Origin of the sequence: Zavarzinia compransoris (assembly GCF_003173055.1) — a bacterium.
GTDB lineage: Bacteria > Pseudomonadota > Alphaproteobacteria > Zavarziniales > Zavarziniaceae > Zavarzinia > Zavarzinia compransoris.
The window spans coordinates 1060174-1084279 of record NZ_QGLF01000001.1 but is presented as its reverse complement, the minus strand read 5'-3'; the positions used below and the strand labels follow the sequence as shown (position 1 = coordinate 1084279).

The window sequence follows — 24106 nt, the reverse complement described above, 5'->3', positions numbered from 1 at the left end:
TTCCGTCGTATATTGAAGCCTGTAGCAGTAAAGGGTGCGGCCATGGCGAAATACGACACGAGCTTCCTCGAACGCATGATCGACCAGGCCATGGGGCGGACGGAGGCGGATATCGTCATCCGCGACACCCGTTTCCTCAATGTCTTCACGGCGGAAGTGGCGGAGGGCGACATCGCCATCTGCGGCGACCGCATCGTCGGCACCTATGAGGGCTATCGCGGCAAGCTGGAGATCGACGGCCGCGGCCTGACCTGCGTGCCGGGCTTCATCGATACCCATGTCCATGTCGAATCCTGCCTGATCTCGCCCGGGGAATTCGACCGCTGCGTCCTGCCGCGCGGCACCACTACGGCGATCTGCGACCCGCATGAGATCTGCAACGTGCTGGGCACCGCCGGCCTCGACTATTTTCTCGAGGCGGCCGCCGGCACGGTGATCGACCTCAAGGTGCAATTGTCGTCCTGCGTGCCGGCGACCCACCTCGAAACCGCCGGCGCCACCCTGACTGCCGATGATCTGGTGCGTTACAAAGGGCACCGGCATTCGATCGGCCTGGCCGAATTCATGAATGTGCCCGGCGTCCTCCACAAGGATCCGGACGTGCTGGCCAAGCTCGCGGCCTTCGAGGGCTGCCATATCGACGGCCATTCGCCCATGCTGTCGGGCCGCGACCTCAATGCCTATCTCGCCTGCGGCATCCGCAACTGCCACGAGACGACCAGCCTGGCCGAGGCGCGGGAAAAGCTGCGGAAAGGCATGCAGGTCCTGATCCGCGAGGGCACGGTGTGCAAGGATGTCGACACGCTGTCGCCGCTGATCACCGCTGATACCTCGTCCTTCCTCGCCTTCTGCACCGATGACCGCAATCCCCTGGATATCCACGAGGAAGGCCATATCGACCACTTGATCCGCCGTGCCATCCGGGCCGGCGTGCCTATGGCCCATGCCTATCGCACCGCCTCCTGGTCGGCGGCGCAGGGCTTCGGCTTGCGCGACCGGGGCGTGATCGCGCCCGGGCGCCGCGCCGATATCGCCCTGCTCAACGATCTTGAAACCTGCGACGTTCACAGCGTGATCTCGGCCGGGCGCATGGTCACCCCGGAACTCTTCGCGTCGCGCATCCTGCCGCCGCCGATCGGCCTCGATTCGATGAAGCTGGAGCCGGTGCAGGCGGCGGATTTCATCGTCCGGGCGCAGGGCCCCGGCGGGCCGGTGATCGGCATCGACGTCGGCAGCGTGGTCACCCAGCACCTGACCCTGAGCCTGCCCTACCGGAACGGCGAGCGGCTGCCGGATCCCGGGAAGGACGTGCTCAAGGTCTGCGTCGTCGCCCGCCACGGCAAGAACCGCAATATCGGGCGCGGCTTCGTCAAGGGCTTCGGCCTGGCGCGCGGCGCGCTCGCGTCCTCGGTCGGGCATGACAGCCACAATGTCTGCGTCGTCGGCGGCGACGATGCCGACATGGCGGCGGCGGTCAACCGCCTGATCGAGATCGGCGGCGGCTTCGTCGCGGTGGTCGACGGCCGGGTGGCGGGCGAACTGGCCCTGCCCATGGCCGGCCTCATTTCGCTGAAGCCGTTCGAAGGGGTGCGCGGCGATCTTCTGGCGCTGCGCCAAGTGATCCGCGAGATGGGCTGCCCCTTGCCGGAACCCTTCCTGCAACTGGCCTTCCTGCCGCTGCCGGTGATCCCGCACCTGAAGATCACCGACCACGGCGTCGTCGATGTCGACCGCTTCGAGCTTATCGCGGCCTGACCGCGCGTTCGCCCGCGACATAGGTGGCGGCGACCGAGCGGTCGTCGCCCATGATCATCAGGACGAAGAGTTCCTGTTCGAGATCGCCGTCGACGGCGGTCATGCGGTGGGCCATGGCCGGTGTCGCCCGGGCGTCGAGGACGACGACATCCGCCTCGCTGCCGGTCTCCAGGGTGCCGATCAGATGGCCGAGGCCCAGCACCTCGGCATTGCCCCGGGTCATCATGTGGAAGGCGTCCAGGGGGCGCAGGGTCTGGCGGCGCAATTGCAGCACCTTATAGGCCTCGCCCGCGGTTTCCAGCATGGAATAGGACGTGCCGCCGCCGACATCGGTGGCCAGGCCGATCTTCACCCCGCCCGCCGCCAGCCGGTCGCGGTCGAACAGGCCGGAACCGAGGAAGGTGTTGGAGGTCGGGCAGAACACGGCGGCGGCCCCGCTTTCCGCCAGCATCGCCACCTCGCTGTCGTCGAGATGGATGGAATGGCCGAAGAGGGCGCGGGGGCCCATCAGTCCGAAGTGGCGATAGACGTCGGCATAATTCTTCGCCCAGGGGTAGATCTCGCGGACGAAGGCGATTTCCTTGTCGTTCTCCGACAGATGGGTCTGGAGGAAGGTGTCGGGGAATTCGCCGATCAGGGCGGCGCAGGCCGCCAACTGCTCGTCGGTCGAAGTGATAGCGAAGCGCGGCGTTACCACATACATCTGGCGGCCGTTGCCGTGCCAGCGGGTGATCAGGTCCTTCACTGAATCATAGGCGCCCTGGGCGGTGTCCATCAGCCAGGGTGGGGCATTGCGGTCCATCATGGATTTGCCCGCGATCATGCGGGTGTTCGCCTGCCGGCTCGCCTCGAAGAAAGCGTCGGTCGCGGCGGCATGGACGGTGCCGTAGACCGCGGCGGTGGTGGTGCCGTTCGCCAGCAGCTCGTCGATGAAGAAGCGGGCCATCTGCGCCGCCACGTCCGGATCGGCGAGGCGCGATTCCTCGGGGAATGTATAGCGTTCCAGCCAGTCCATGAGCTGGGTGCCGAAGGCGCCGATCACCCGGCTTTGCGGATAATGGATATGGAGGTCGATGAAGCCGGGCAGGATCAGCCGCCCGGCATGGTCGTCGATCGGCATGGTGCCGAGGTCGGGCAGGATCTCGGCCGCCGGGCCGCGGTCGATGATGCGCCCGCCGGCCATCACCAGGACGCCGTCCTCGATGTAACGCAGGGCGCCCGAGCCGGCGGCGGCCGGATCGGCGGTGAAGTCGAGCAGGCGGCCACGCAGGGCGCGGGGGGCGGGCATCATGCGGTTTCCGGAATGGGCGGCCATGCCCCCGGCCGCAGGGGCCGGGGGCGAGGGCGGGAGATTACGCCGAAACGCCTTCGACGTACCAGTTCATGCCGAGCATGTCGCCGTCCGACAGCTTGGCGCCGTCGGCGACCTTGATCTCGCCCTTGTCGTTCTTGATCGGGCCGGTGAAGGGATGGATCGAACCGTCGATGATGCCGTTCTTGATGGCATCGGCGGAGGCGCGCAGCGCTTCCGGCACGGCATCGCCATAGGGCGAGAGGGTGAGGAAGCCTTCCTTCAGGCCGTGCCAGGTGTCGGAGGTCTTCCAGGCGCCGTCCAGCACCGCCTGGGTGCGTTCGACGTAATAGGGGCCCCATTCGTCGACGATGGCGGTGAGCTGGGACTTGGGCGCGAAAGCCTTCATGTCGGACGCCTGGCCGACGCCGAGGACGCCGCGCTGTTCGGCGATCTGCAAGGGCGCCGGGCTGTCGGTGTGCTGGGTGATGATGTCGACGCCCTGGTCGATCAGGGCCTTGGCGGCATCGCCTTCCTTGCCCGGGTCGTACCAGGAATTGATCCAGACCACTTTCACTTCGGCGTCCGGGCGGACCTTGCGGGCCCAGATCGCGGTCGCATTGATGCCCATCACCACTTCCGGGATCGGCACCGAGGCGATATAGCCGATCTTGCCGGTCTTGGTCAGGCTGCCGGCCAGATGGCCGACCACGGCCCGGCCCTCGTAGAAGCGGGAATTATAGACCGAGACATTGGGCGCGGTCTTGAAGCCGGTGGCATGTTCGAAGAAGACGTTGGGGAAAGTCTTTGCCACCTTCAGGGTCGGTTCCATGTAACCGAAGGAGGTGGTGAAGATCAGCTTGTTGCCGTCGGCGGCCAGCTTGCGGATCACGCGCTCGGCGTCCGGGCCTTCGGCGACATTCTCGACATAGGTGGTCTTCACCTTGTCGCCGAACTTGGTCTCGACGGCCTTGCGGCCCAGGTCGTGGCCGTGGGTCCAGCCGAAGTCGCCGATCGGGCCGACATAGACGAAGCCGATCTTCAGGGGATCGGCCGCGCTCGCCGCCTTGAACGGGCCGGACGCCAGGGTCAGGCCGGCGGCCGCGGCCGTGCCGGCAAGGAAAGTTCGGCGATCGAGGGGACGGATCATCTCTAGCTCCAGCGGATGGGGTGGGTCAGCTTGCGGGCCGGAACGGCTTGCCGAGGCAGGCCGGGGCATCCAGCCGGCCCCGCCAGGGTCCGGCCGAAATCACGGTAAGAACGATGATGGTGGCGAGATAGGGCAGCATGTTCATCACCTGGGCGGGCACGCCGATGCCGCCGGCGCCCTGGAGGTAAAGCTGCAGGATGGTGACGCCGCCGAAAATATAGGCGCCGCCCAGCACCCGCCACGGCCGCCACGAGGCGAAGGCGACCAGGGCGAGCGCGATCCAGCCGCGCCCGGCCGTCATCCCCTCCACCCACATGGGCGTATAGGAAAGCGAGAGATAGGCCCCGGCCAGCCCGGAGCACAGGCCGCCGAACATGACCGCGAAATAGCGGACGCGAATGACGTCATAGCCGATCGAATGGGCCGAAAGGTCGGACTCGCCGACCGCGCGCAGGATCAGGCCCTTGCGCGTCGATTTCAGGAACCAGGCGACCGCGACGGTGAGCGCCACCGAAGCATAGACCAGCACGTCATGGCCGAAGAGCAGGGGGCCGAGCACCGGAATATCGGAAACGCCCGGGATCGCCAGGGTGGCGAGCTTCGTCACCGGCGTGCCGATGTAACTGCTGCCGATCAGGGATGACAGGCCGATGCCGAAGATGGTGAGGGCAAGCCCGGTCGCCACCTGATTGGCCATCAGGGTGAGGGTGAGGACGCCGAAGGCGAGCGACATGACGATGCCGGCGACCATGGCGGCGAAGATGCCGAGCGTGGCGCTGCCGGTGCCCACCGTGGTGGCGAAGGCGATGACGGCGCCCGCCAGCATCATGCCCTCGACCCCGAGGTTCAGGACGCCGGCCTTTTCCGTGACCAGCTCGCCGATCGCGGCCAGCAGCAGGGGGGTGGCCGCCGCGATCACGGTCAGCACCATGGGCAGGATCATTTCGGCGGTCATGGTCAGCCCTCCAGCACCGGCTTGACCATCCGCACCCGGTAGCGCACCAGGAAGTCGGAGGCGAGCAGGAAGAACAGCAGCAGGCCCTGGAACACCCCGGTCACCGCCTGGGGCAGGCCCTGGTTGATCTGGGCATTCTCGCCGCCCATGTAGGACAGCGCCATCAAAAGCCCCGAGGCGATGATGCCGAGCGGATGCAGCCGGCCGAGAAAGGCGACGATGATCGCCGTGAAGCCGTAGCCGGGCGAGATATTGGGCACCAGCTGCCCGATCGGTCCCGAAACCTCGAAGGTTCCGGCCATGCCGGCCAGGCCGCCGGTCAGCATCAGGCAGAACCAGGTGAGCCGGGTGCGGTCGAAGCCGGCATAGCGGGCAGCGGCGGGCGCCGAGCCGAGGGTGCGGATCTGGAAGCCGACGATCGAGCGCGTAAGCAGCACCCAGCCCCCGACCGCGACCGCGACCGCGATCACAAAGCCGAGATGGAGCCGGGTTTCCGACCAGATGATGGGCAGGGTCGCGCTGTCCGTGAACATGCGCGACTGCGGGAAGTTGAACCCCATGGGATCCTTTAGCGGCCCGAAGACGAGAACGGCCAGGAACAGCGTGGCGACATAGGTCAGCATCAGGCTGGTCAGGATCTCGTTCACGTTGAAGCGGGTCTTCAGGAAGGCCGGGATGGCGGCATAGAGGGCGCCGCCGGCAAGCCCCGCCAGCGCCATCAGGGGCAGGACGTAGATCCCGCTCTCGTCCCAGAAGGCGAGGGCGACGGCACCGCCGCAGACGGCCCCCATGGTCAATTGCCCCTCGGCGCCGATGTTCCAGATATTGGCGCGATAGCCGAGGGCGAGGCCGATGGCGATCATGATCAGGGGGGCGGCCTTCACGCAAAGCTCGGAAATGCCGTATTTGGTCTCGAGGGGCGAGACGAAGAAATAATAGAGCGAGAGAAAGGGATCGGCGCCCAGGATCAGGAACAGGAAGAAGCCGGCGACCACGGTGGCGGCGACGGCGATGAAGGGCGTCAGATAGAGCATGCGCGTCGAGATCTGGCGGCGCGCTTCGATTTTCAGGGCCATGTCACGCCGCTCCCTTTTCGGGGGCGCCGTGAATGCCGCCCATCAGAAGGCCTATTTCCTCGACGGAGACGGTCGCTGCCGGCATGGCCGCCGACAGTTGTCCGGCATTGATCACCGCGATCCGGTCGGACAGGGTCAGCAATTCGTCGAGGTCCTGCGAAATCACCAGGATCGCGCTGCCGGTCGCGGCGAGGTCGACCAGCGCCTGCTGGATCGTGGCGGCGGCGGCGGCATCGACGCCCCAGGTGGGCTGGGCCACCACCAGGATCTCGGGCTTTTGCAGGATCTCGCGCCCGACGATGAATTTCTGCAGATTGCCGCCGGAAAGACTGCCGGCCGCCGTTTCCGTGCCGGGGGTGCGGACGTCGAAGCGCTTGATGACGTCGGCGGCGAAGCCCCGGGCCTTGCCCTTGTCGAGGAAGCCGCCCTTCAGGAAGCCCATGCGCTTGTGGGCGGACAGCATGGCATTGTCGGTCAGCGACATGTCGGGCACGGCACCATGGCCGTTCCGTTCCTCCGGCACGGTACAGAGCCCGAGCTTGCGCCGGCCGGCAGGGCCGAGACGGCCGACCGGCTTGCCGTCGATGATCACGGTTTCGGCCGCGGCCGCCCTGCGTTCGCCCGCGATCGCGGCGAGAAGGTCGCCCTGGCCGTTGCCGGCGACCCCGGCGATGCCCAGGATCTCGCCGCCGCGAAGCTCCAGGTCGATCGCCTTCAGGGGCACGCCGTGGGCCATTTCGGGGGCCATGGACAGGGCCTTCAAGGTCAGGCGGACCGGGCCCGCCCTGTCGCCGCCCTCGCGCCGGGCGACGCTGCGGAATTCGGCGCCGATCATCAATTGCGCCATGCTGCGCGCGGTTTCCGCCCGGGGATCGCAGGCCGCGACCACCTTGCCGCCGCGCAGGATCGTGGCGGCGTCGCACAATTCCTTGATCTCGTTCAGCTTGTGGCTGATGTAAAGGATCGAGCAGCCCTCGGACTTCAGCTTGCGCAGGGTCTCGAACAGCCTGCCCACTTCCTGGGGGGTGAGCACCGAGGTCGGCTCGTCCATCACCAGAAGGCGCGGCGATTGCAGCAGGCAGCGCACGATCTCGATGCGCTGGCGCTCGCCGACCGAAAGCGTGTGCACCTCCCGCGCCGGATCGAGCGGCAGGCCGTAGGATTCCGAAATCTCGCGGATCCGCCTCGCCAGCGCCGTCCGGTCGCGGCCCGGATCGTCCATGCCGAGAGCGACGTTCTCGAGCACGGTCATCGCCTCGAACAGCGAGAAATGCTGGAACACCATGCCGATGCCGAGGCGGCGGGCGGCATGGGGATTGGGGATGTCGACCTCGCGGCCGTCCCACAGGATCTCGCCGCTGTCGGGTTTCAGGATGCCGTAGATCTGCTTGACCAGCGTGCTCTTGCCGGCGCCGTTCTCGCCGAGCAGGGCGTGGATCTCGCCGGGCGCGACGGTGAAGGTCACGTCGCTGTTGGCCTTGACGCCTGGGAAAGACTTGGTGATGCCGCGCAGTTCCAGGCGCGGATGTTCCTTCAAAGCCTCGATCCCTGGCTCCATGCCGCCCGATCCCCTGCCAAACCCCTGTCACAGCAGTGCAGCATACGGCAGTGCACCATGACAACCGTTACCCGCGGCAATAATGTTTTTTGGCTTTTCGAGACAATCGATCGGAAAACATGGGCGATCAGCGGTCGTCCAGCAGCCAGCGGCCGCCCGATCTCACCAGGGAGAAGGCGATCTCCTCGACCACTTCCAATTCGTTCTTCGGGTCGCGGTGGACGATCACGGCACGGTCGCCGTGGTAATAGACTTCGCTGACCAGGGGCTTGATCAGGTCGAGCGCGGCGGCGGCGCCGCCCATGTCCTCGCCCGGCTCGACCAGGCGGCGGAGCGCCGGCATGGCCAGGGGCGAGACCAGGGCCGCCGCCTTGTCCCGGTCGCCGTCGGCCAGCGCGTGCAGAAAGCTGGCGAAGATCTTGAACGGCTCGCTGGCGCGGGCCTTGGACCCGCTCTGCTTCGAGGTGATGGGGAAACGGTTGATCGGGGCATCGAAACTGATGGTGCCGTGGTCGCCCTCGAAACTGCCGCTGATGCGGCCGTTGTCGATCGACAGGGTTTCCAGTTCGAGGGTGTTGTCGATCGTATAGATCTTCTGGTCGGGGCCATAGATGAAGGCGGACAGGAAGACTTCTTCCGTGTTCTCGACGTCGACTTCGAGCATGACCACCGGGTCTTTTCCCTTGATCGCATCGTCGCGCAGTGTCGCCAGCGAGGGATAGGCCCCGGCTTGCCAGGGCTTGATCGCCCGGTCGTCCAGCACCACCCGGATATAGTTGATGGGCGAGACCGGGTCGCTGCTCTCGTTGTGGAGGGCTGCAAGGGATTCGGTGAGCCGCAGGGTGCCCAGGATACCGCTGGCGGTGCCGCGGGCCGCCGTCGGGGTCGAAACCTCGGCGGCAAGACCGGGGGCGGCAGGAACGGGGGCCGCCGTCAGGGCGATCAGGAAGACACAAATCGCCGGACGCATCTTCTCCCCCGGATCGAAAGCGGCGGTCACGCTACGGGCGGGGCGCAGGCCCGCCATGGCCGTGATTATGGCGGGCCTCCGGGAGGGACGACAAGGCGGCTCCGGCCGAGTTAACCATTCCGGGGGCGAAAGAGGGGCGGCCCCGCCCCGGGGCGGGGCCGTTTGCCGGGATTACTTGCGCCGGCCGCGGATCATGAAGCTGTCATAGGTATATTCGGCCACCTGGAACCACAGATATTCCTGGTCGCGGAAGGCGATGATCGAATCGATGATCTTCTTGAAGTCCGCGTTGGTCGCCGAAATCTCGGCATAGAGTTCATGGGCGGCGGCATAGGCGGCCTGCATGATCTCGGTCGAGAAGGGCTTCAGCTGGGCGCCGGCGGCGACCAGGCTCTGGATCGCCTTCGGGTTGCGGGCATCGTATTTGGCCACCATGTCGCCGCTGGCGGCGGCCGCGGCGGCGGTGACGATGGCTTGATAGCTCTTCGGCAATTCCGCCCATTTGGCGCTGTTGATGAAGAAATGGGCGCTGAGGCCGCCTTCCCACCAGCCGGGGTAATAATAGTAGGGCGCGACCTTGTGGAAACCGAGCTTCTCGTCGTCATAGGGGCCGACCCATTCGGCCGCGTCGATGGTGCCGCGTTCGAGCGAGGGGTAGATCTCGCCGCCCGCCACCTGCTGCGGCACCACCCCGAGCTTGGCCATGGTCTGGCCGGCCAGGCCGGCGATGCGCATCTTCAGGCCCTTGAGGTCTTCGACGGTCTTGATCTCCTTGCGGAACCAGCCGCCCATCTGGGTGCCGGTATTGCCGCCGGGCAGGGCGTAGATATTGTGCTTGGCCAGGAACTCGTTGTAGAGGTCGCCGCCGCCGCCGTGATAGAGCCAGGCATTGAGCTGGCGGGTGTTCATGCCGAAGGGGACCGCCGCCGCCGTGGCGAAGGTCGGATCCTTGCCGACATAGTAATAGCCGGCGGTATGGGACATTTCGACCGTGCCCTGGCTGACCGCATCCGCCGCCTGGAACGTGCCGACGATCTCGCCCGCGGCGAAGACCTGGATCTGGAACCTGCCGTCCGTCGCCTCGGAGACATATTTGGCGAAGACTTCGCCGCCGCCATAGATCGTATCCAGCGACTTGGGGAAGCCCGAGGTCAGGCGCCATTTGATCTCGGGGTTGGACTGGGCGATGGCCGGGGCGGCGACGGTGGTGGCCGCCACCGTGCCGGCAGCCGCGGCGGTCAGGAATTCGCGACGTTTCATGGGTTTCCTCCTGGTGACTATTCAGTTGTTGTTGCCGCCCAGGCCCTGCAGCCCGGGCAGATCCAGGTTTTCATCCTCGCCCAGCGGCATCTGCAGCTGATCGAAGGTGCCTTGCACGGCGGCGGGGTCGATCTGCACCGCGCCCGCCTTGTAATGGGTGACGAGCCCGGGGAAGGCGATCACCACCGCCACCATGGCCAATTGGATCAGCACGAAGGGAACCGCGCCCCAATAGATCTGGCCGGACGTCACCGGTTCCATCACCCGTCCGGTCACACGGTCCCGGTAGGCCGTCTTCGGCGCGACCGAGCGCAGGAAGAACAGGGCGAAGCCGAAGGGCGGGTGCATGAAGGACGTCTGCATGTTGACCGCCAGCATCACCCCGAACCAGACCAGGTCGATGCCCATGGCATTGGCGACCGGGGCCAGCAGGGGAATGACGATGAAGGCGAGTTCGAAATAATCGAGGAAGAAGGCGAGGAAGAAGACGAGGACATTGACCAGGATCAGGAAGCCGACCTCGCCGCCGGGCAGCGCGGTCATCAGGTGCTCGACCCAGAGATGGCCGTTGACGCCGTAGAAGGTGAGGGAGAACACCCGGGCCCCGATCAGGATGAACAGGACGAAGGCCGACAGCCGGGCCGTCGCATAGGTCGCCTGGACCAGGATCTCGCGGTTGAAGCGGCTGGGCATGCGGTCGGCGGCGCGCTTGCCGGCGGCCAGGATGACGGCGCCGAGCGCGCCCATGGCCCCGCCCTCGGTGGGGGTGGCGACGCCGATGAAGATGGTCCCGAGCACGAGGAAGATCAGCAGCAGTGGCGGCACCATGACGAAGGTCACCTGCTGCGCCATGGCCGAGACGAGGCGGAGGCCCAGGAACCGTTCGGCGCAGCCGGCGACGAAGCCGTAGACCGCGCCCGCGGCGACCATCTCCATCAGCAGGCTTGCGGTGACATGGCCGTCCTGCCGGAAGTAAGCATAGAGGCCGACCGCGCCCAGGGTGACGGCGGCATTCAGGCCCAGGTGCCGGGCCCCGAGATAGCGGTTCATCAGGGCGCAGATCAGGGCGATCACGGTGGCGATGCAGATGGTCAGGATGACGAAATCCGCCCCGGCCCTGATCCCGGTCTGCGACATCACCCACCAGGCGACGACGGCGGAGAAGAGCACCATGACGCTGAGCTGCCAGACGCCGCGCTGGCCGCCCGGCTCCTTATGGCCGATGGCGTCGACCGGCAGGCCCGGCGCCGCCTTCGGCGAGAACAGGCCGACGACGAAGATATAAAGCGCATAGGCGCCGGCCAGCAGGATGCCGGGCAGGAAGGCGCCCTCGTACATGTCGCCGACCGAGCGGCCCAATTGGTCGGCCATGACGATCAGGACCAGGGAGGGCGGAATGATCTGCGCCAGGGTGCCCGAGGCGGCGATGACCCCGGAGGCGACCCGCCGGTCATAGCCGTAGCGCAGCATGATCGGCAGGGAGATCAGCCCCATGGAAATGACCGAGGCGGCGACGACGCCGGTGGTCGCGGCCAGCAGGGCGCCGACGAAGATCACCGCATAGCCGAGCCCGCCGCGGATGGTGCCGAACAATTGCCCGATGGTGTCGAGCAAATCCTCGGCCATGCCGGATCGTTCCAGGATCAGGCCCATGAAGGTGAAGAAGGGAATGGCCAGCAGCACCTCGTTCGACATGGTGCCGAGCACCCGGTCCGGCAGGGCCTGGAGCAGGGGCCAGGACAGGGTGATGCTCTCGGGGGCGAAGGGCGCCAGTTCCACCGCCAGGGCGAAGAAGACGAGGCCGTTGGCGGCCAGCGCGAAGGCGACCGGATAGCCGAGCAGCAGGAACAGGATCAGCGCCGCAAACATGATGGGCGCCAGGTTCTGGGCGATGAGATGGACCATGGCGGACCGTTTCCGTCGGGAAGGGCTGGGGGATGATCAGCGGTCGGCGGCCGGGGGGGCTGCCGGCGGTGCGCCATGGCCGCCCGGGCTGCCCTCGTCCTCGAGCGCGCCGGCGATGATCGCCAGGCGTTTCGCCAGTTCGCTCAGCGCCTGCAGGAGCAGGAGGATGAAGCCGAGGGCGATCAGCGCCTTGGCCGGCCAGATGATCAGGCCGCCGGCGCTGCTCGACACTTCGCCCGAGGCGAAGGACAGCTGGAAATAGGGAACCGACAGCCACGCCATCAGGGCGGCGAAGGGGATGAGGAAGAAGACGTGGCCGAAGACGTCGATCCAGTCGCGCGCCCGCTTGGACAGGCGGTTCGAGACGATGTCGATCCTGATGTGTTCATTGGCCCGCAATGCCCAGGCCGAACCCAGCATGAAGGTCGCGCCGAACAGATACCATTGCAGTTCCAGCCAGGCATTCGACGAGGTGCCCAGCACCTTGCGCACGATCGCGTTGATCGCGGAAACCAGGATGGCGGCAACGATCGCCCAGGCGGTCGCCTTGCCGATCAGTTCGTTCAACCGGTCGACGAAACGGGCGACGGCGATGACCATGGTGCGTTCCCTCTCTCTGCCGGCATTGGCTGCCGTGCTTTGTCTTCACTCTAGAAAGCGGCGCGGCAAATTGCCTCCCCTACTTTTGGCGAAGATCGGTTGCCGGTGCGGGCATGGCCCCCCGGCGCGATCGAGTTTCCGCGGTCCCGGCCGGCATGTCGACAGGTGCGGGCGGCGGCGTGGCGCCGCCGCCGCAAATAGGGCGGGGGCGGCAAAGATAGGGCCGTTTTCAGGGCAATGCGGCGGGAAGGGGGAGAAAGCGGGCGCTTTTTCTGGCCAGCGGACTCCACGCTGGTGTATCTGTTGTTTCATACTGATTCGTCTGTAGCAGGGGACTTCCTATGTCGTCGACCCGCGTTGCCCTCGTGGCATTGACCGTGGCGCTCGGCCTTCAGGCTTGCTCGATGTTCGGCAAACCGGAACAGGCGGCCACCGCCCCGGCCGCCGGGCCCCAGCCGGAACCGGTGGCGGTCGCCGCCGCCGAGCCGCTGGTGACCGGCCCGGTGATGCCCGGCGGCCCGCCCATGCCCAGCCGCAAGCCGACCGCCGCCGCCGGTGCCACCATCGCGGCGCCCCGTCCGGCCCTGCCGGCGGTTCCGGTCGCCCCCGGCGCCCCGCGCATCGGCCCGGGCACCCAGATCCAGGCCGATACGGTCGCGCCCAAGGGCTGCCGCAAGCCGGCGGAACTTGCCGCTGACGACGTTCGCCGCCTGCAGACGGAACTGATGGTCGCCGCGCTCCGCTGCCACAAGGATGCGGACCTGAAGATCGCCGACAAATATAATTCCTTCGTCCGCAAGTTCTCGGACGAGATGGTCGCCCAGACCAAGACGCTTCAGGTGCTGTTCAAGCGCGAATACGGCGGCTCGCACATGAAGCAGTTCGACATCTATGTGACCGCGCTCGCCAACGAGATTTCCCAGCGCAGCCAGCGCACGCCCAGCTATTGCAAGCAGGTCGCCGATCTCCTCGATCAGGTGAATGCGGTGAAGCCGAAGGAAATCGCCACTTTCTCCAGCCAGGCGCCGGTGATCGTCCGCACCTCGTTGACCACGGCCTGCAAGGCCTGAACTCTTCCCCTCGCACAAAAGGCGCGGACCGCAAGGCCGCGCCTTTTTTATTGGCTTCGCCGCCTCCCCCTCACCCCAGCCCTCTCCCCGGAGGGGCGAGGGAGTCGATGTCGCATTCTCCCTCGCCCCCTTGGGGGAGAGGGCTGGGGTGAGGGGGAGGCGGCAAAGAAAAAGGGCGCCGGAAACCCGGCGCCCAATTCCCTGTGACAGTCCGGCAGATTACTGCAGGACGATCTCGACGCGGCGGTTCTGCGGCTCGCGGACACCGTCGGGGGTCGGGACCAGCGGGGCGCTTTCGCCCTTGCCGATGGTGACGATGTTGCCGGACGAGACGCCCAGGTTGACCAGGACGGCCTTGACCGCTTCGGCGCGGCGGACCGACAGGCGCTGGTTGTACAGCGGCGAGCCCGAACGGTCGGCGTGACCGGTCAGTTCGATACGGGCGACGCCCAGCGAGGCAGCGGCATTGGCCGCGTCCTGGATGATGGCGTTGGCTTCCGGGGTGATCGCGGTCGAATCCCAGTCGAAGAAGACGATGTAGGAACGAGCCACTTCCGCCGCCGGGGCCGGAGCCGGAGCGGGCGCCGGGGCCGGAGCCGGGACGGCACCGGTGCCGAAGTTGTAGGTCAGGCCGGCGAAGATGTTGTGCGACGCATATTCGCCGTCAACCTTGCCGCCGAAGCCGCGGCTGGTGAATTCCGGGTCCAGGGTGGCGAAGTAGCGGTAGTCGACGAACAGCGACAGGCCGGTGGTGATCGCCACCTTCACGCCCGCGATGCCCTGATAGGCGAAGACCACGTCGTCGTCGTTGGTCGAGAAGACGCTGGCGGCCGGCTTCACGGCATTGGCGTAGACCCAGGCCGCGCCGATGCCGACGCCGACGTAGGGGGTGAAGCGCGACGAATTCTCGAAGTCGTACAGGGCATTCAGCATCAGGGCCAGCGAGGCCAGATCGCCCTTGTAGCGGGTGGCGCCGACCTTGTCGGCGTCGTTGTCGCGATAGGTCACTTCGGCTTCGACGCGGGGACCGCCGAAGTCATAGCCGAAGCCGACGCCCGCGGCCCAGCCATTGTCGGTTTCGAGCTGGCGCTTGGTGTTCGGCGAGTTGAAATCCAGTTCCGGCTGGATCACATAGCCGCCGAAAGCGCTCAGGTACGGGCCGACGCGGTCGGCGTGCGCGGCAGTGCCGGCGACCAGGATCGCGGCGGCGCTGACGAGGCCAAGGGAAATGCTGCGCATTGTGTTCTCCGTTTCGACTTGTTCTTAAGTGTCGAAGTTGCCGGCCTGGAAGCCCTATTCAACCGGGCCGGCGACTTTCAAGGGGAGGCCGGCGATGGTCCACCGGCGCACCCAAGACCATGGGCCCTGATCAGGGCAGGACGATTTCCACGCGGCGGTTCTGGGCCTCGCGGACGCCGTCCGGGGTCGGGACCAGCGGCGCGCTCTCGCCCTTGCCGACGGTGCTGATCGAGTCGGCGGCGACGCCGAGGGCGATCAGCTCGGCCTTCACGGCATCGGCGCGCTTCAGGGACAGGCGCTGGTTGTAGCGCGGGCTGCCCGAGCGGTCGGCGTGGCCGGTCAGTTCGATGCGGGTGACGCCCAGGGTCTGGGCGGCCGAGGCGGCGTCACGGATGATCTGCGACGCGTCCGGGGTGATCGCGGTCGAATCCCAGTCGAAGAAGACCATGTAGGAACGGGCGGCTTCGACGGCCGGCGGCGGGACCACGGCCGGGGCGGGCTCGACCACCGGGGCGGGCGCCGGGGTGCCGAAGTTGTAGCTCAGGCCGGCAGTGATCGTGTGCTGCTCGTACTCGAACTTGAGATTGCCGATGTTGGTACCAATATCGGTCTCAAGGGTGCGGAAGTAACGGTAGTCAACCACCGCCGAAAGATTCTCGGTAACCGAGATCTTGGCACCCGCAATGCCCTGATAGGCGAGGACCGTGTCCGAGTTGTCGTCGTCCAGGTAAGCGGCACCGATACCGAAACCGATGAAGGGGGTGATGACCGACTCGTTTTCGAAGTCATACAGCACATTCACCAGACCCGAGATTACAGCGAGGTCGCTGTCGCTGGTAAAGGTGGTGGTGCCGAGCTGCAACTCGTCGTAGTTATTCTTGCGGTAGGCACCCTCAAACTCGATCCGAGCGCGACCAAAGTCATAGCCAACGGCAGCGCCGCCGACCCAGCCGTGATCGAAGGAAAGATGACCGCTCGGGTTGGTGTCGGAGTCAACGCCGACATCGGGGTTGATCGTGTAGCCGCCAAAGCCAGTGACATACGGACCCGACACCATATCGGCCTGCGCGGCCGCGCCGGCAACGATAATGGCGGCAGCGCTAACCAGACCAAGGGCAAGTCTCATGACCGTCTCCGTTCCATATCCATATTCTGTAAACCTGTGCCCAACATACTCGTCGCTAGACAGTCCGGCACGGGGAGAATCTCTCCAAAACCAAGCACATGGGCCCAATTTGACGGCGAATTGCCTGCCTTCATCGGGCCATGAATGTTGTTGCGCAATGTATTACCGGGGCCTTCCGCCGACAACTGCGGAATGGAAGCCGGCGGTTGTGCGTGGCAACTGAACCATAAGTGTTGCGGTGCCGCCACAGCAATCAGGGCTGGTTAGGGTTAACGGGCCGGATCTTAACGGTATTTCGGCGGCGAATGAAGGAACGAAGACGATGGCGCTGGCAGAATCCCGCTCTCTGTTGTCGCGGTCCGGGGTGTTCAGGGCAGCCTTGCTGATCGCGGCGGGCGTTCTGCCGGCGGGCTGCGAATCATGGCCGCCGGCGAGCGGGGCGGCGCCCTGGCCCGGTGCGGATCGGGCCGCCTATGACGACATGAACCTGCGCACGCGCTGCCGGACGACTTTATCGGCCCCGGATTGCCGGGTTTCGCCGCCGGTACCGGCCGGCGGGCCGGCCCCGGTCAATCAGGCCCCAGGCAGCCCGGTCCTGGTCAGCCCGGCCCCGGTCAGCCTGGCCCCGCCGGCCGCGCGCTAGGCTTGCGGTCAGGCCCCCAGGCGGCGGGCGAGGGCCAGGACATAGGCGCGGTCCTGGGCGTCGAGGCTGCCTTGGGCGAGCAGGCCGGCGAAATCGGCCAGTTCCGCGCGGGTTTCCTCGGCCAGGCCGGGGCGCGACTGCAACTGGCGGATGGTGCTGGCGATGGTCTCGTCGTCGGCGCCGGCGCGGGGTTCGCCGTCCTCGGCCTCGAAATCGATCGGGCCGTGGTCGTAGTCGTCGAAAGCGCTGCCCGAAGCGGCGCCGGCGATCACATCCTCCCAGTCGAGGCCGGCGGCGGCCAGCTGGGCGGTGGCGGCGCGGGCGGCTTCGAGGGCGTCCGCATCCTCGGCGGCCCCGAGCCAGCGCAGCGTGGCGATCAGTTTGGCGCGGCTGTCCTGGTCCATGGCGTCGTCCTTTCCTGGCCGGCCTTTCCTGCCGGCAGCCCGGGCCCCGCAGAATCGGGCGGCCCCGGGCATGATAGGGGCGGCGGCGCCGGCAATCATCCCCAGAACGCGGGAACAGGGCAGGGCTGCACCGTGTTGTCCTTGCGTTTGCGGGCAAACCTATCGATGTTGTGGCGGCAATGGAGAAGCAGCAGCAAATGTCCGTCTTGTCGAAACGGTGGGTTCGGGGTGCCGGCATCGCGGCCTGGGCGCTGGTGCTCGGCCTGTCCGGGCCCGCCCTGGCCGATCGCGAGGCGGGGCAGAAGGCCATGGCCGCCGGCGACTATGCCACCGCGCTGGCCGAACTGAAGCCGCTGGCCGAGGCCGGCGACGCCGCCTCGCAATTCGATATCGGTGCCCTGTACGACAACGGCCTGGGCGTGATCGCCGATGCGGTCGAGGCCGCCCGCTGGTACCAGCGTGCCGCCCGCCAGGGCGATCAGTCGGCCATGTTCAATCTCGGCGTGATGCATGAGGACGGGATCGGCGTCGCCCGCGATCCGGTCCAGGCCTATGTCTATTTCAGCCTGTCGGTGACCCAGGGCCCGCCCTATGCCGCGCGCAACCGCGACAAGGTGAAGGCATCGCTCACCCCGGACCAATTGGCCCGCGGCGACGAACTGGTGCGCAGCTACAAGCCCGTGCCCGAGATCAAGCCGTGAGACGGCCCTTCAATCCGGCGCGGCTGCGGCGGGCCCGCCGGCGGGGGCCCCATGCCCTGCCGGTGCCGCGCCCGGGCCGCCCGTCGGGCGATATCGACGGCGGGCCGTCCGACATCGAGGTGCTGAGCACCGCGCGCCAGCTGGTCGAACGCTATGGCCGTGAAGCCTCGTCGGTCGCGCTGATGCGCGCGGCCGAATTCGCCGCCTTCGGCGACCACGAGGGCCTGGCCGCCTGGGAGGCGGTGGTGACCGCCGTCGATTTCCTGCTCGCCGCCCATCCCGGCCTCACCGGCCTGCACTGACCCCGAAAACAACAGCGCCAGCCGTGCATTTCCGGTGTGGCGGCCATCCGGCGGCGCCGGGTTGACCGCGCGCCCGGCGCCCCGATGATGTTGCCCTCAAAACCGGAAGGCGGGCACGGGGCATCATGGCGGAGACAACGACGGGCGAACGGCACAGCGCGTCCCTGGCCGGGGCCGGCTATGCCGTCGCCGCCTATCTGACCTGGGCCTTGCTGGCGCTGTACTGGAAGGCGCTGGCCCATGTTCCCGCCTTCGAGGTCATGCTGCACCGGGCGGTCTGGTCGACGCTGTTCCTGCTCGGCCTGCTGGCCGCGACCGGGCGCCTGCCGGACCTGCTGGCGGCGCTGCGCCGCCCCCGGCGCCTGCTGATCCTGGCGCTGACGGCGGTGCTGCTGGCCAGCAACTGGTATCTGTTCATCTGGGCCATGGGCGCCGATCTCGCGCTCGAGGCCAGCCTCGGCTATTACATCAATCCGCTCGTCAACGTGCTGTTCGGCGTCGTCTTCCTGCGCGAGCGGCTGTCGCGCTATCGCCAGGTCGCGGTCGCCATGGCGACGATCGGGGTGGTGATCCTCAGCGCCTCCATGGGCGTGCCGCCCTGGGTGGCGCTGTTCCTGGCCTCCACCTTCGGCCTCTACGGCCTGCTGCGGAAAATGGCGCCGGCCGATCCCATGGTCGGCCTGACCCTGGAAAGCCTGTGGCTGGCGATCATCGCCGTGCCCTGGCTTCTCTGGCTCGAAGGGCACGGCCGGGGCGGGCTCGGCGAATTCGGCCCGGTCACGGATATCCTGCTGGTCGCGGCCGGCGTCGTTACCGCCGTGCCCCTGCTGTGGTTCAATGCGGCGGCCAAGCGCCTGACCCTGTCGACGCTCGGCCTGTTCCAATATATCGCCCCGACCGGCATGTTCCTGATCGCCGTCTTCATCAACGGCGAGGCCTTCACCGCGATCCATGCCGTCACCTTCGGCCTGATCTGGGGGGCGCTGGCCCTGGTCGCGGTGGAGACCCTGCGCAACCGGGGCTGAGTGCCGGGGGCTGAGTGCCGGGGGCTGAGTGCGATCAGGCGGCGCGTGATTGCGCCAGGGCGTTATAGACCGCGCTCTCGAAGCCGAGATAGGCGCCGGCTGCGCCTGGATCGGCGAAGGGCAGGACCTGGGCGGCCCAGAAGCCGGCGATGCCTTTGGTGCAGTCGATCCAGTAGAACAGATTGGCGAGCCCGGCCCAGCCGACCGAACCGGCGCTGCGCCCGGTCGGCGCCGTTTCGTCGTTGACCATGAAGCTGTAGGCCCAGCTTTTCGACTGGCCGGGGAAGAATTCGGCATCGAGCGAGAGTTGCGGCACCGCCGTCGTCACCGGCGTCACCTTCAGGGTGCCGAGGCCGTTGGCCATGGCGAAGCGGACCGTTTCCGGTTTCAGCACCCGGCCGAATTCGCCCTGGCCGTCGTTCAGCCACAGGCGCAGGAAGCGGCCGTAGTCGCCCACGGTCGAATAGAGGCCGGCGCCGCCGAGTTCGACCTCGGGCGCATCGGGCAGGCGCAGTTCGGGCACGGGCAGCAGGCTGCCGTCTTCGAGGCGCTGGTGCACGGTGGCAAGGCGGGCGTCCATGTCGGGCCGGCGGCTGAAGCCGGTGTCGCGCATGCCGAGCGGCGCGAAGACCTGGTCGGCCAGCACGGCGCCCAGGCGCTTGCCGGCGATCGCCTCGACCACCTGGCCGCACCAGTCGATGCTGAGGCCGTATTGCCAGCGCTCGCCCGGATCGAAGGTCAGCGGCAGGGTGATCGCCGCCCGGGTCGAGGAGACGATGGAGGGGATGCCCTTCAGGGCGACGTAATCGCGCAGGTTCGGGTCGAGGAAGTCATAGCCCATGCCGGAAGTGTGCAGCATCAGCATGCGGGTGGTGATGTCGCGCTTCGGCGCCCTGAGGCGCGGCCGGCCCGCCGCATCGAAGCCGTCGAGCACCTGGATTTCACCGATCTCGGGGACATAGGTCTTCGCCGGCGCGTCGAGGTCGAGGCTGCCGCCCTCGACCAATTGCAGGATCGCGGTGCCGGTCACCGCCTTGGTGCAGGAAAAGATGCAGAAGACCGTATCGGCGGTCATGGCCGCCGTGCCCTCCAGCCCGCGGAGGCCCGCGGCGCCCCGGTAGAGCGGGCCGTCGCGGTCGCTGACCTCGGCCACCACGCCCGGGACCTTGCCCGTGGCGGTCGCTTCGCTGAGAACGGCATCGGCCGCGGCCTTCAGCACGGAATTGCCCATCACGCTTCCCCTTCCACTGTTGGGGCCCCGCCAGAAGGCGGGTGCCCGGCCCGACGATAGGGGAGATCGGCGAAGCCGTCGCCCACCCAAGGGAGGGGATCAGTCGGTGATATCGCGCTCGCCCCGGTTGAGGTCGTGCATGCGGGCGATCGGCTCGTCCTCGGCCAGCAGCGCCAGGAAGGCGGCGCGTTCGGCCGCCAGCCCCTCGGCCAGCGGGATCTCGCGGGCCTGGCGCACCAGATGCTTGATGCGGGCGCTGGCGGGGCCGTATTGATCGGCCAGGCGCCGCGCCATGACCAGGGCGGCATCGAGGGCGAGATCGGCCGCCAGTTCCTGGGCGATGCCGATCTGCACCGCCTGGATCGGCGAGATCGTCCGCCCCATCAGGATCAGTTCCAGCGCCTTGGCCGGGCCGATCAGGCGTGGCAGGCGCTGGCTGCCGCCGGCCCCGGGGACGAGGCCGAGGTTGGCCTCGGGCAGGCCCAGGGTGAAGTCCCCGTCCTCGACGATGCGGATGTCGCAGGCGAGCGCGAGCTCGAAGCCGGCACCGATGCAGGTGCCGTTGATCGCGGCGACGAAGGGCAGGGGGCTGGCCTCGATCCGGGCGAGATGGCGGGCAAGCTCGGTCGCGACCGGCAGGGGATCGTCCGTCCCGCCGCCCGCGGCGGCGCGCAGGTGCCGGCCCAGGGGTTCCAACTCCTCGATCGAGTAATGGGAGGCGAAGATCCCCTCGGTCTCGCCGGTGACGACGACGGCGCGGACCGCCGCCGTGCCCTCGATCAGGTCGAGGGCGGCGCCCAGCGCCCCGACCATGCCCCGGTCGACATGGCCGAGCGGCGGGTTGTTGAGGCGGACGAGGGCGATGCCGTCGTCGATATGGACCGGGACCTGGGTCATGGTCGCTCCTAAGGCGGGTTTCGGCCAAACAGGTTTCTACACGTCAGCCGGAGGCGAGATAGCGGACCGCCGCATCCCGCTCGAACAGATAGAGAAGGTAACGCAGCGCTTCCCCGCGGGATCCCTCCAGCCGGGGATCGCGTTCCAGGATCAGCCTGGCATCATCATGCGCGATTTCCATCAAATCCGCGTGACGGTCGAGATCGACCAGGCGGAATTCCGGAATGCCCGATTGCTTGGTGCCCAGGATTTCGCCCGCGCCCCGGATCTGAAGGTCGGCCTCGGCGATGACGAAGCCGTCGTCGGTGTCGCGCAGGGTTTCCAGCCGGCGCCGGGCGGTGCGCCCCGCGCCATCCGCCGTCAGCAGGATGCAGAAGGAGGCGGCGGCGCCCCGGCCGACCCGGCCGCGCAACTGGTGCAATTGGGCGAGGCCGAAACGCTCGGCCTGCTCGATCACCATGACGGTGGCCTGGGGCACGTCGACGCCGACTTCGATCACCGTGGTCGCGACCAGCAGCTTCAGGCGCCCCTCGGCGAAATCCTGCATCACCCGGTCCTTTTCCGCCGCCTTCAGGCGACCGTGGACGAGGCCGACGGCGGCGCCGAAGCGGGCGGAAAGATGGGCGAAACGGTCCTCGGCCGCGGCGGCGTCGGTGGTTTCCGATTCGGTGACCAGGGGGCAGACCCAATAGACCTGGGCGCCCGAGGCGATGGCCCGGGCGATGCCCTCGACCATCTCGCCGAGCCGGGAGAGGGAGACGATCCTGGTGTCGATCCGCTGCCGGCCTGCCGGCTTCTCGGTCAGGCGCGAGACGTCCATGTCGCCGAAGGCGGTCAGCGTCAGGGTGCGCGGGATCGGGGTGGCGCTCATCACCAGGACATCCAGCCCGTCCTCGCCCTTGGCGGCCAGGGCCAGGCGCTGGTCGACGCCGAAGCGATGCTGCTCGTCGATCACCGCAAGGCCCAGGTTGCGATAGGCGACCTCGCCTTCGAGCAGGGCATGGGTGCCGACCACGACATCGATCTCGCCGGCGGCAAGCCCGGCCAGGAGCTTCTTCCGCGCCGCCCCGGTGTCCCGCCCGGTGAGGACGGCGAGGCGGATCCCCGCCGCCTCGCACAGGGGGGCGAGGCTCTTGCCGTGCTGGCGGGCGAGAAGCTCGGTCGGTGCCATCAGGCACGCCTGGCGCCCGGCTTCCACCGCGATCGCCATGGCGAAGAGGGCGACCACGGTCTTGCCCGCGCCGACGTCGCCCTGCAACAGGCGCAGCATGCGAGTGGGCGAGGCCAGATCGCCGGCGATCTCGGCGATCGCCTGATCCTGGCCGTTGGTCAGGCGATAGGGCAGCGCGGCGTGCAGTTTCTCCTGCATCGCCCCGGTGCCGGTGACGGGCCGTCCGCGCGTCCGCCGCAATTGCCGCCGGACCAGGGACAGCGCCAATTGGTTGGCCAGCAACTCGTCATAGGCGAGGCGCCGCCGCGCCGGACTGTCGGACGAGACATCCTCGGCCCGGCCGGGGCGGTGCACGAGGGTCCAGGCGGTGCGCCATTCCGGCCAGCCCTCGCGCTTCTGAAGCGCGGGGTCCAGCCATTCCGGCAAGGCGGCCGGGGCAAGCTCCAGGGCGGCCAGCACAACTTTCGCCATGGCCCGGGCATTGACCCCCGCGGACAGGGGGTAGATCGGCTCGACCGGGGGGATCTTGTCGGCTTCCTCGGGGGCGAGCACATAGTCCGGGTGGGGCATCTGGCGGATGCCTTCCCAGGTTTCCACCCGGCCGCTGATCAGGCGCGTGGCGCCCAGGGGCAGCAGGCGGGACAGCCAGTCCCCTTCGGCCTTGAAGTAGACGAGCTGCATCTCGCCGGTCTCGTCCGCCACCACCACGCGATAGGGGCTGCGCCCCCCGGGCCGGCCGGGACGATGGGCGATCACCTGCACTTCGATGGTCGCGACCTCGTTCACGGGCGCCGCGGCGACGGTCGGGCGGGCCCGGCGATCGACCAGGGCGAAGGGCAGGTGGAACAGCACGTCCAGCACCCTTTCGCCGCCCACCGCCTTGGCGATGGGCTTCGCCGTCTTCGGCCCGACTCCGGGCAGGCCGAGCAGCGGCGCGAACAGGGGAAACAGGGGAGCGGGGCGCATGCCGCTTCGATACAGCGTTCCGCGCCGGTGCTCAAGCGGGGCGGCTGTGCTTGACCGGCGCCGCGCCCCGTTCCTTCACGACGGGGCGACGGCGGGGGCGGGCATGAACGGGCAGATCGGGCCGCACGAGGGGCGGGAACTGGCATTGCTGCGGCAAGGAACAAAGCCGCTCGCCTGTTTCACCGGCCTTGAGGCGGAGGGCGGCGCCTTCGCCTTTCTGGATGAGGACGAGCTTGCCGCCCTGGTTGCCGAAGGCCTGGTCGTGACCGAGGAAGCCTGGAGCGAGGCGCGGGGGCCGGACGGCGCGGCGCACCGCCTCCACCATCTCTATGTCGCGCGGGCGGGGGAGGCCTGGCGCATCCCGGCCCTGCGCATGATCGAGGCGATCTATGGCCAAGGCCCGGGCTGGCGCCCCGACTTGGAACGGGTGATCGGCGCCTTGCTCGGCTATGGCGAGGCGGAGGTCGAAGCCTTTCTGCGCCGCGTCGGCGGCGAGGGGTGACAGGCGCCGTGCCCCGCCCTATATCTTGCCGCCATGCAGGATGACGATCTCGATATCCGGCGCCGGCGGGCGCGATTCCGCTCGTGGCACCGGGGCACCAAGGAAACCGATATTTTTCTCGGCTCCTTCGCCGATGCCCATGTCGGCGGCTTCGGCCCCGACGAATTGCGCCAATACGAAACCCTGCTCGAGGAGCAGGACCCGGACATCTATGGCTGGGTGACCGGGACCCAGGACATTCCGGACCATGTGCGCGGCCCGGTGATGGACCTGCTGCTGCGCTTTCAACTGAAGCCCTGAGTAGCCGCA

At 67.8% G+C, this 24106-nt stretch carries 22 protein-coding genes; 7 read left to right on the top strand and 15 right to left on the bottom strand.

Translation table 11 applies throughout. From position 1 onward, the window contains the following. Positions 1 to 42: 42 nt before the first annotated feature. Positions 43 to 1755 (top strand): adenine deaminase, encoded by a 1713-nt coding sequence (gene ade, locus DKG75_RS05240; protein WP_109919985.1) that lies wholly within the window; start codon positions 43 to 45, stop codon positions 1753 to 1755. Here the strand turns inward: ade and guaD are convergent. The 9 genes from guaD to DKG75_RS05195 all read right to left on the bottom strand — a co-directional run bounded on the left by guaD (position 1742) and on the right by DKG75_RS05195 (position 12520). Beyond that, positions 1742 to 3046, bottom strand: a complete 1305-nt coding sequence (gene guaD, locus DKG75_RS05235) for a guanine deaminase (RefSeq protein ID WP_341809836.1) — start codon at positions 3044 to 3046, stop codon at positions 1742 to 1744. The genes ade and guaD overlap by 14 nt on opposite strands. A 61-nt stretch (positions 3047 to 3107) precedes the next feature. Further along, a complete protein-coding gene (locus tag DKG75_RS05230; RefSeq protein WP_109919984.1) occupies positions 3108 to 4196 on the bottom strand; it encodes a BMP family ABC transporter substrate-binding protein in 1089 nt (362 codons plus the stop codon). A gap of 25 nt (positions 4197 to 4221) precedes the next feature. Further along, a complete protein-coding gene (locus tag DKG75_RS05225; RefSeq protein WP_208111945.1) occupies positions 4222 to 5151 on the bottom strand; it encodes an ABC transporter permease in 930 nt (309 codons plus the stop codon). 2 nt (positions 5152 to 5153) lie between these two features. Further along, positions 5154 to 6227 carry an ABC transporter permease gene (locus DKG75_RS05220; RefSeq protein ID WP_109919983.1) on the bottom strand — a complete coding sequence of 358 codons (1074 nt, stop codon included), beginning with the start codon at positions 6225 to 6227 and terminating at the stop codon, positions 5154 to 5156. 1 nt (position 6228) lies between these two features. After that, positions 6229 to 7785, bottom strand: coding sequence for an ABC transporter ATP-binding protein (locus DKG75_RS05215; protein WP_109919982.1), 1557 nt, complete (start codon positions 7783 to 7785; stop codon positions 6229 to 6231). Positions 7786 to 7912: 127 nt separating this feature from the next. Continuing rightward, positions 7913 to 8812, bottom strand: a complete 900-nt coding sequence (locus DKG75_RS05210) for a hypothetical protein (protein WP_109919981.1) — start codon at positions 8810 to 8812, stop codon at positions 7913 to 7915. Between the two features lie 114 nt (positions 8813 to 8926). Next, a complete protein-coding gene (locus DKG75_RS05205) occupies positions 8927 to 10015 on the bottom strand; it encodes a TRAP transporter substrate-binding protein (RefSeq protein WP_109919980.1) in 1089 nt (362 codons plus the stop codon). A 21-nt stretch (positions 10016 to 10036) separates the two neighbouring features. Continuing rightward, entirely contained in the window at positions 10037 to 11920 is a 1884-nt protein-coding gene (locus DKG75_RS05200) for a TRAP transporter large permease (RefSeq protein WP_109919979.1), read from the bottom strand. Between the two features lie 36 nt (positions 11921 to 11956). Next, positions 11957 to 12520, bottom strand: a complete 564-nt coding sequence (locus DKG75_RS05195) for a TRAP transporter small permease subunit (RefSeq protein WP_109919978.1) — start codon at positions 12518 to 12520, stop codon at positions 11957 to 11959. Positions 12521 to 12861: 341 nt separating this feature from the next. Between DKG75_RS05195 and DKG75_RS05190 the strand changes: the two genes are divergently transcribed. Continuing rightward, on the top strand, positions 12862 to 13590 hold the full coding sequence (locus tag DKG75_RS05190) for a hypothetical protein (RefSeq protein WP_109919977.1): 729 nt from the start codon (positions 12862 to 12864) through the stop codon (positions 13588 to 13590). Positions 13591 to 13809: 219 nt separating this feature from the next. On the opposite strand, the gene DKG75_RS05185 is transcribed toward DKG75_RS05190, so the two are convergent. The 3 genes from DKG75_RS05185 to DKG75_RS05170 form a co-directional block, all read right to left on the bottom strand. Beyond that, on the bottom strand, positions 13810 to 14829 hold the full coding sequence (locus tag DKG75_RS05185; protein ID WP_109919976.1) for an OmpA family protein: 1020 nt from the start codon (positions 14827 to 14829) through the stop codon (positions 13810 to 13812). Positions 14830 to 14959: 130 nt separating this feature from the next. Continuing rightward, positions 14960 to 15955 carry an OmpA family protein gene (locus tag DKG75_RS05180; RefSeq protein WP_109919975.1) on the bottom strand — a complete coding sequence of 332 codons (996 nt, stop codon included), beginning with the start codon at positions 15953 to 15955 and terminating at the stop codon, positions 14960 to 14962. 651 nt (positions 15956 to 16606) lie between these two features. Next, a complete protein-coding gene (locus tag DKG75_RS05170; RefSeq protein ID WP_109919973.1) occupies positions 16607 to 17002 on the bottom strand; it encodes a hypothetical protein in 396 nt (131 codons plus the stop codon). Positions 17003 to 17208: 206 nt separating this feature from the next. On the opposite strand from DKG75_RS05170, the gene DKG75_RS05165 reads away from it, so the two are divergent. The 3 genes from DKG75_RS05165 (at position 17209) to rarD (ending at position 19030) form a co-directional block, all read left to right on the top strand. Beyond that, entirely contained in the window at positions 17209 to 17703 is a 495-nt protein-coding gene (locus tag DKG75_RS05165) for a tetratricopeptide repeat protein (protein ID WP_166646343.1), read from the top strand. Continuing rightward, complete coding sequence (locus DKG75_RS05160) at positions 17700 to 18005, top strand: hypothetical protein (protein WP_109919971.1); 306 nt, start codon at positions 17700 to 17702, stop codon at positions 18003 to 18005. Before DKG75_RS05165 ends, DKG75_RS05160 begins: the two co-directional genes overlap by 4 nt. Before the next feature lie 125 nt (positions 18006 to 18130). Then, the gene (gene rarD, locus DKG75_RS05155) at positions 18131 to 19030 is read left to right on the top strand and encodes an EamA family transporter RarD (RefSeq protein WP_109919970.1); all 900 of its coding nucleotides are present in this window, start codon (positions 18131 to 18133) and stop codon (positions 19028 to 19030) included. A gap of 34 nt (positions 19031 to 19064) precedes the next feature. Here the strand turns inward: rarD and acmB are convergent, their stop codons facing one another. The 3 genes from acmB to recG form a co-directional block, all read right to left on the bottom strand. Continuing rightward, positions 19065 to 20261 carry a methyl acetate hydrolase AcmB gene (gene acmB, locus DKG75_RS05150; protein WP_109919969.1) on the bottom strand — a complete coding sequence of 399 codons (1197 nt, stop codon included), beginning with the start codon at positions 20259 to 20261 and terminating at the stop codon, positions 19065 to 19067. A gap of 99 nt (positions 20262 to 20360) precedes the next feature. Continuing rightward, complete coding sequence (locus DKG75_RS05145; protein ID WP_109919968.1) at positions 20361 to 21158, bottom strand: enoyl-CoA hydratase/isomerase family protein; 798 nt, start codon at positions 21156 to 21158, stop codon at positions 20361 to 20363. A gap of 43 nt (positions 21159 to 21201) precedes the next feature. Then, positions 21202 to 23295: an ATP-dependent DNA helicase RecG gene (recG, locus tag DKG75_RS05140; RefSeq protein ID WP_109919967.1), complete on the bottom strand. Its 2094-nt coding sequence runs from the start codon at positions 23293 to 23295 to the stop codon at positions 21202 to 21204. 103 nt (positions 23296 to 23398) lie between these two features. Here recG and DKG75_RS05135 point away from each other — a divergent pair, with 103 nt between their 5' ends. Then, positions 23399 to 23797, top strand: coding sequence for a hypothetical protein (locus DKG75_RS05135; RefSeq protein WP_109919966.1), 399 nt, complete (start codon positions 23399 to 23401; stop codon positions 23795 to 23797). Positions 23798 to 23830: 33 nt separating this feature from the next. Further along, positions 23831 to 24097: an FAD assembly factor SdhE gene (locus DKG75_RS05130; protein WP_109919965.1), complete on the top strand. Its 267-nt coding sequence runs from the start codon at positions 23831 to 23833 to the stop codon at positions 24095 to 24097. The last annotated feature ends 9 nt before the right edge of the window (positions 24098 to 24106 follow it).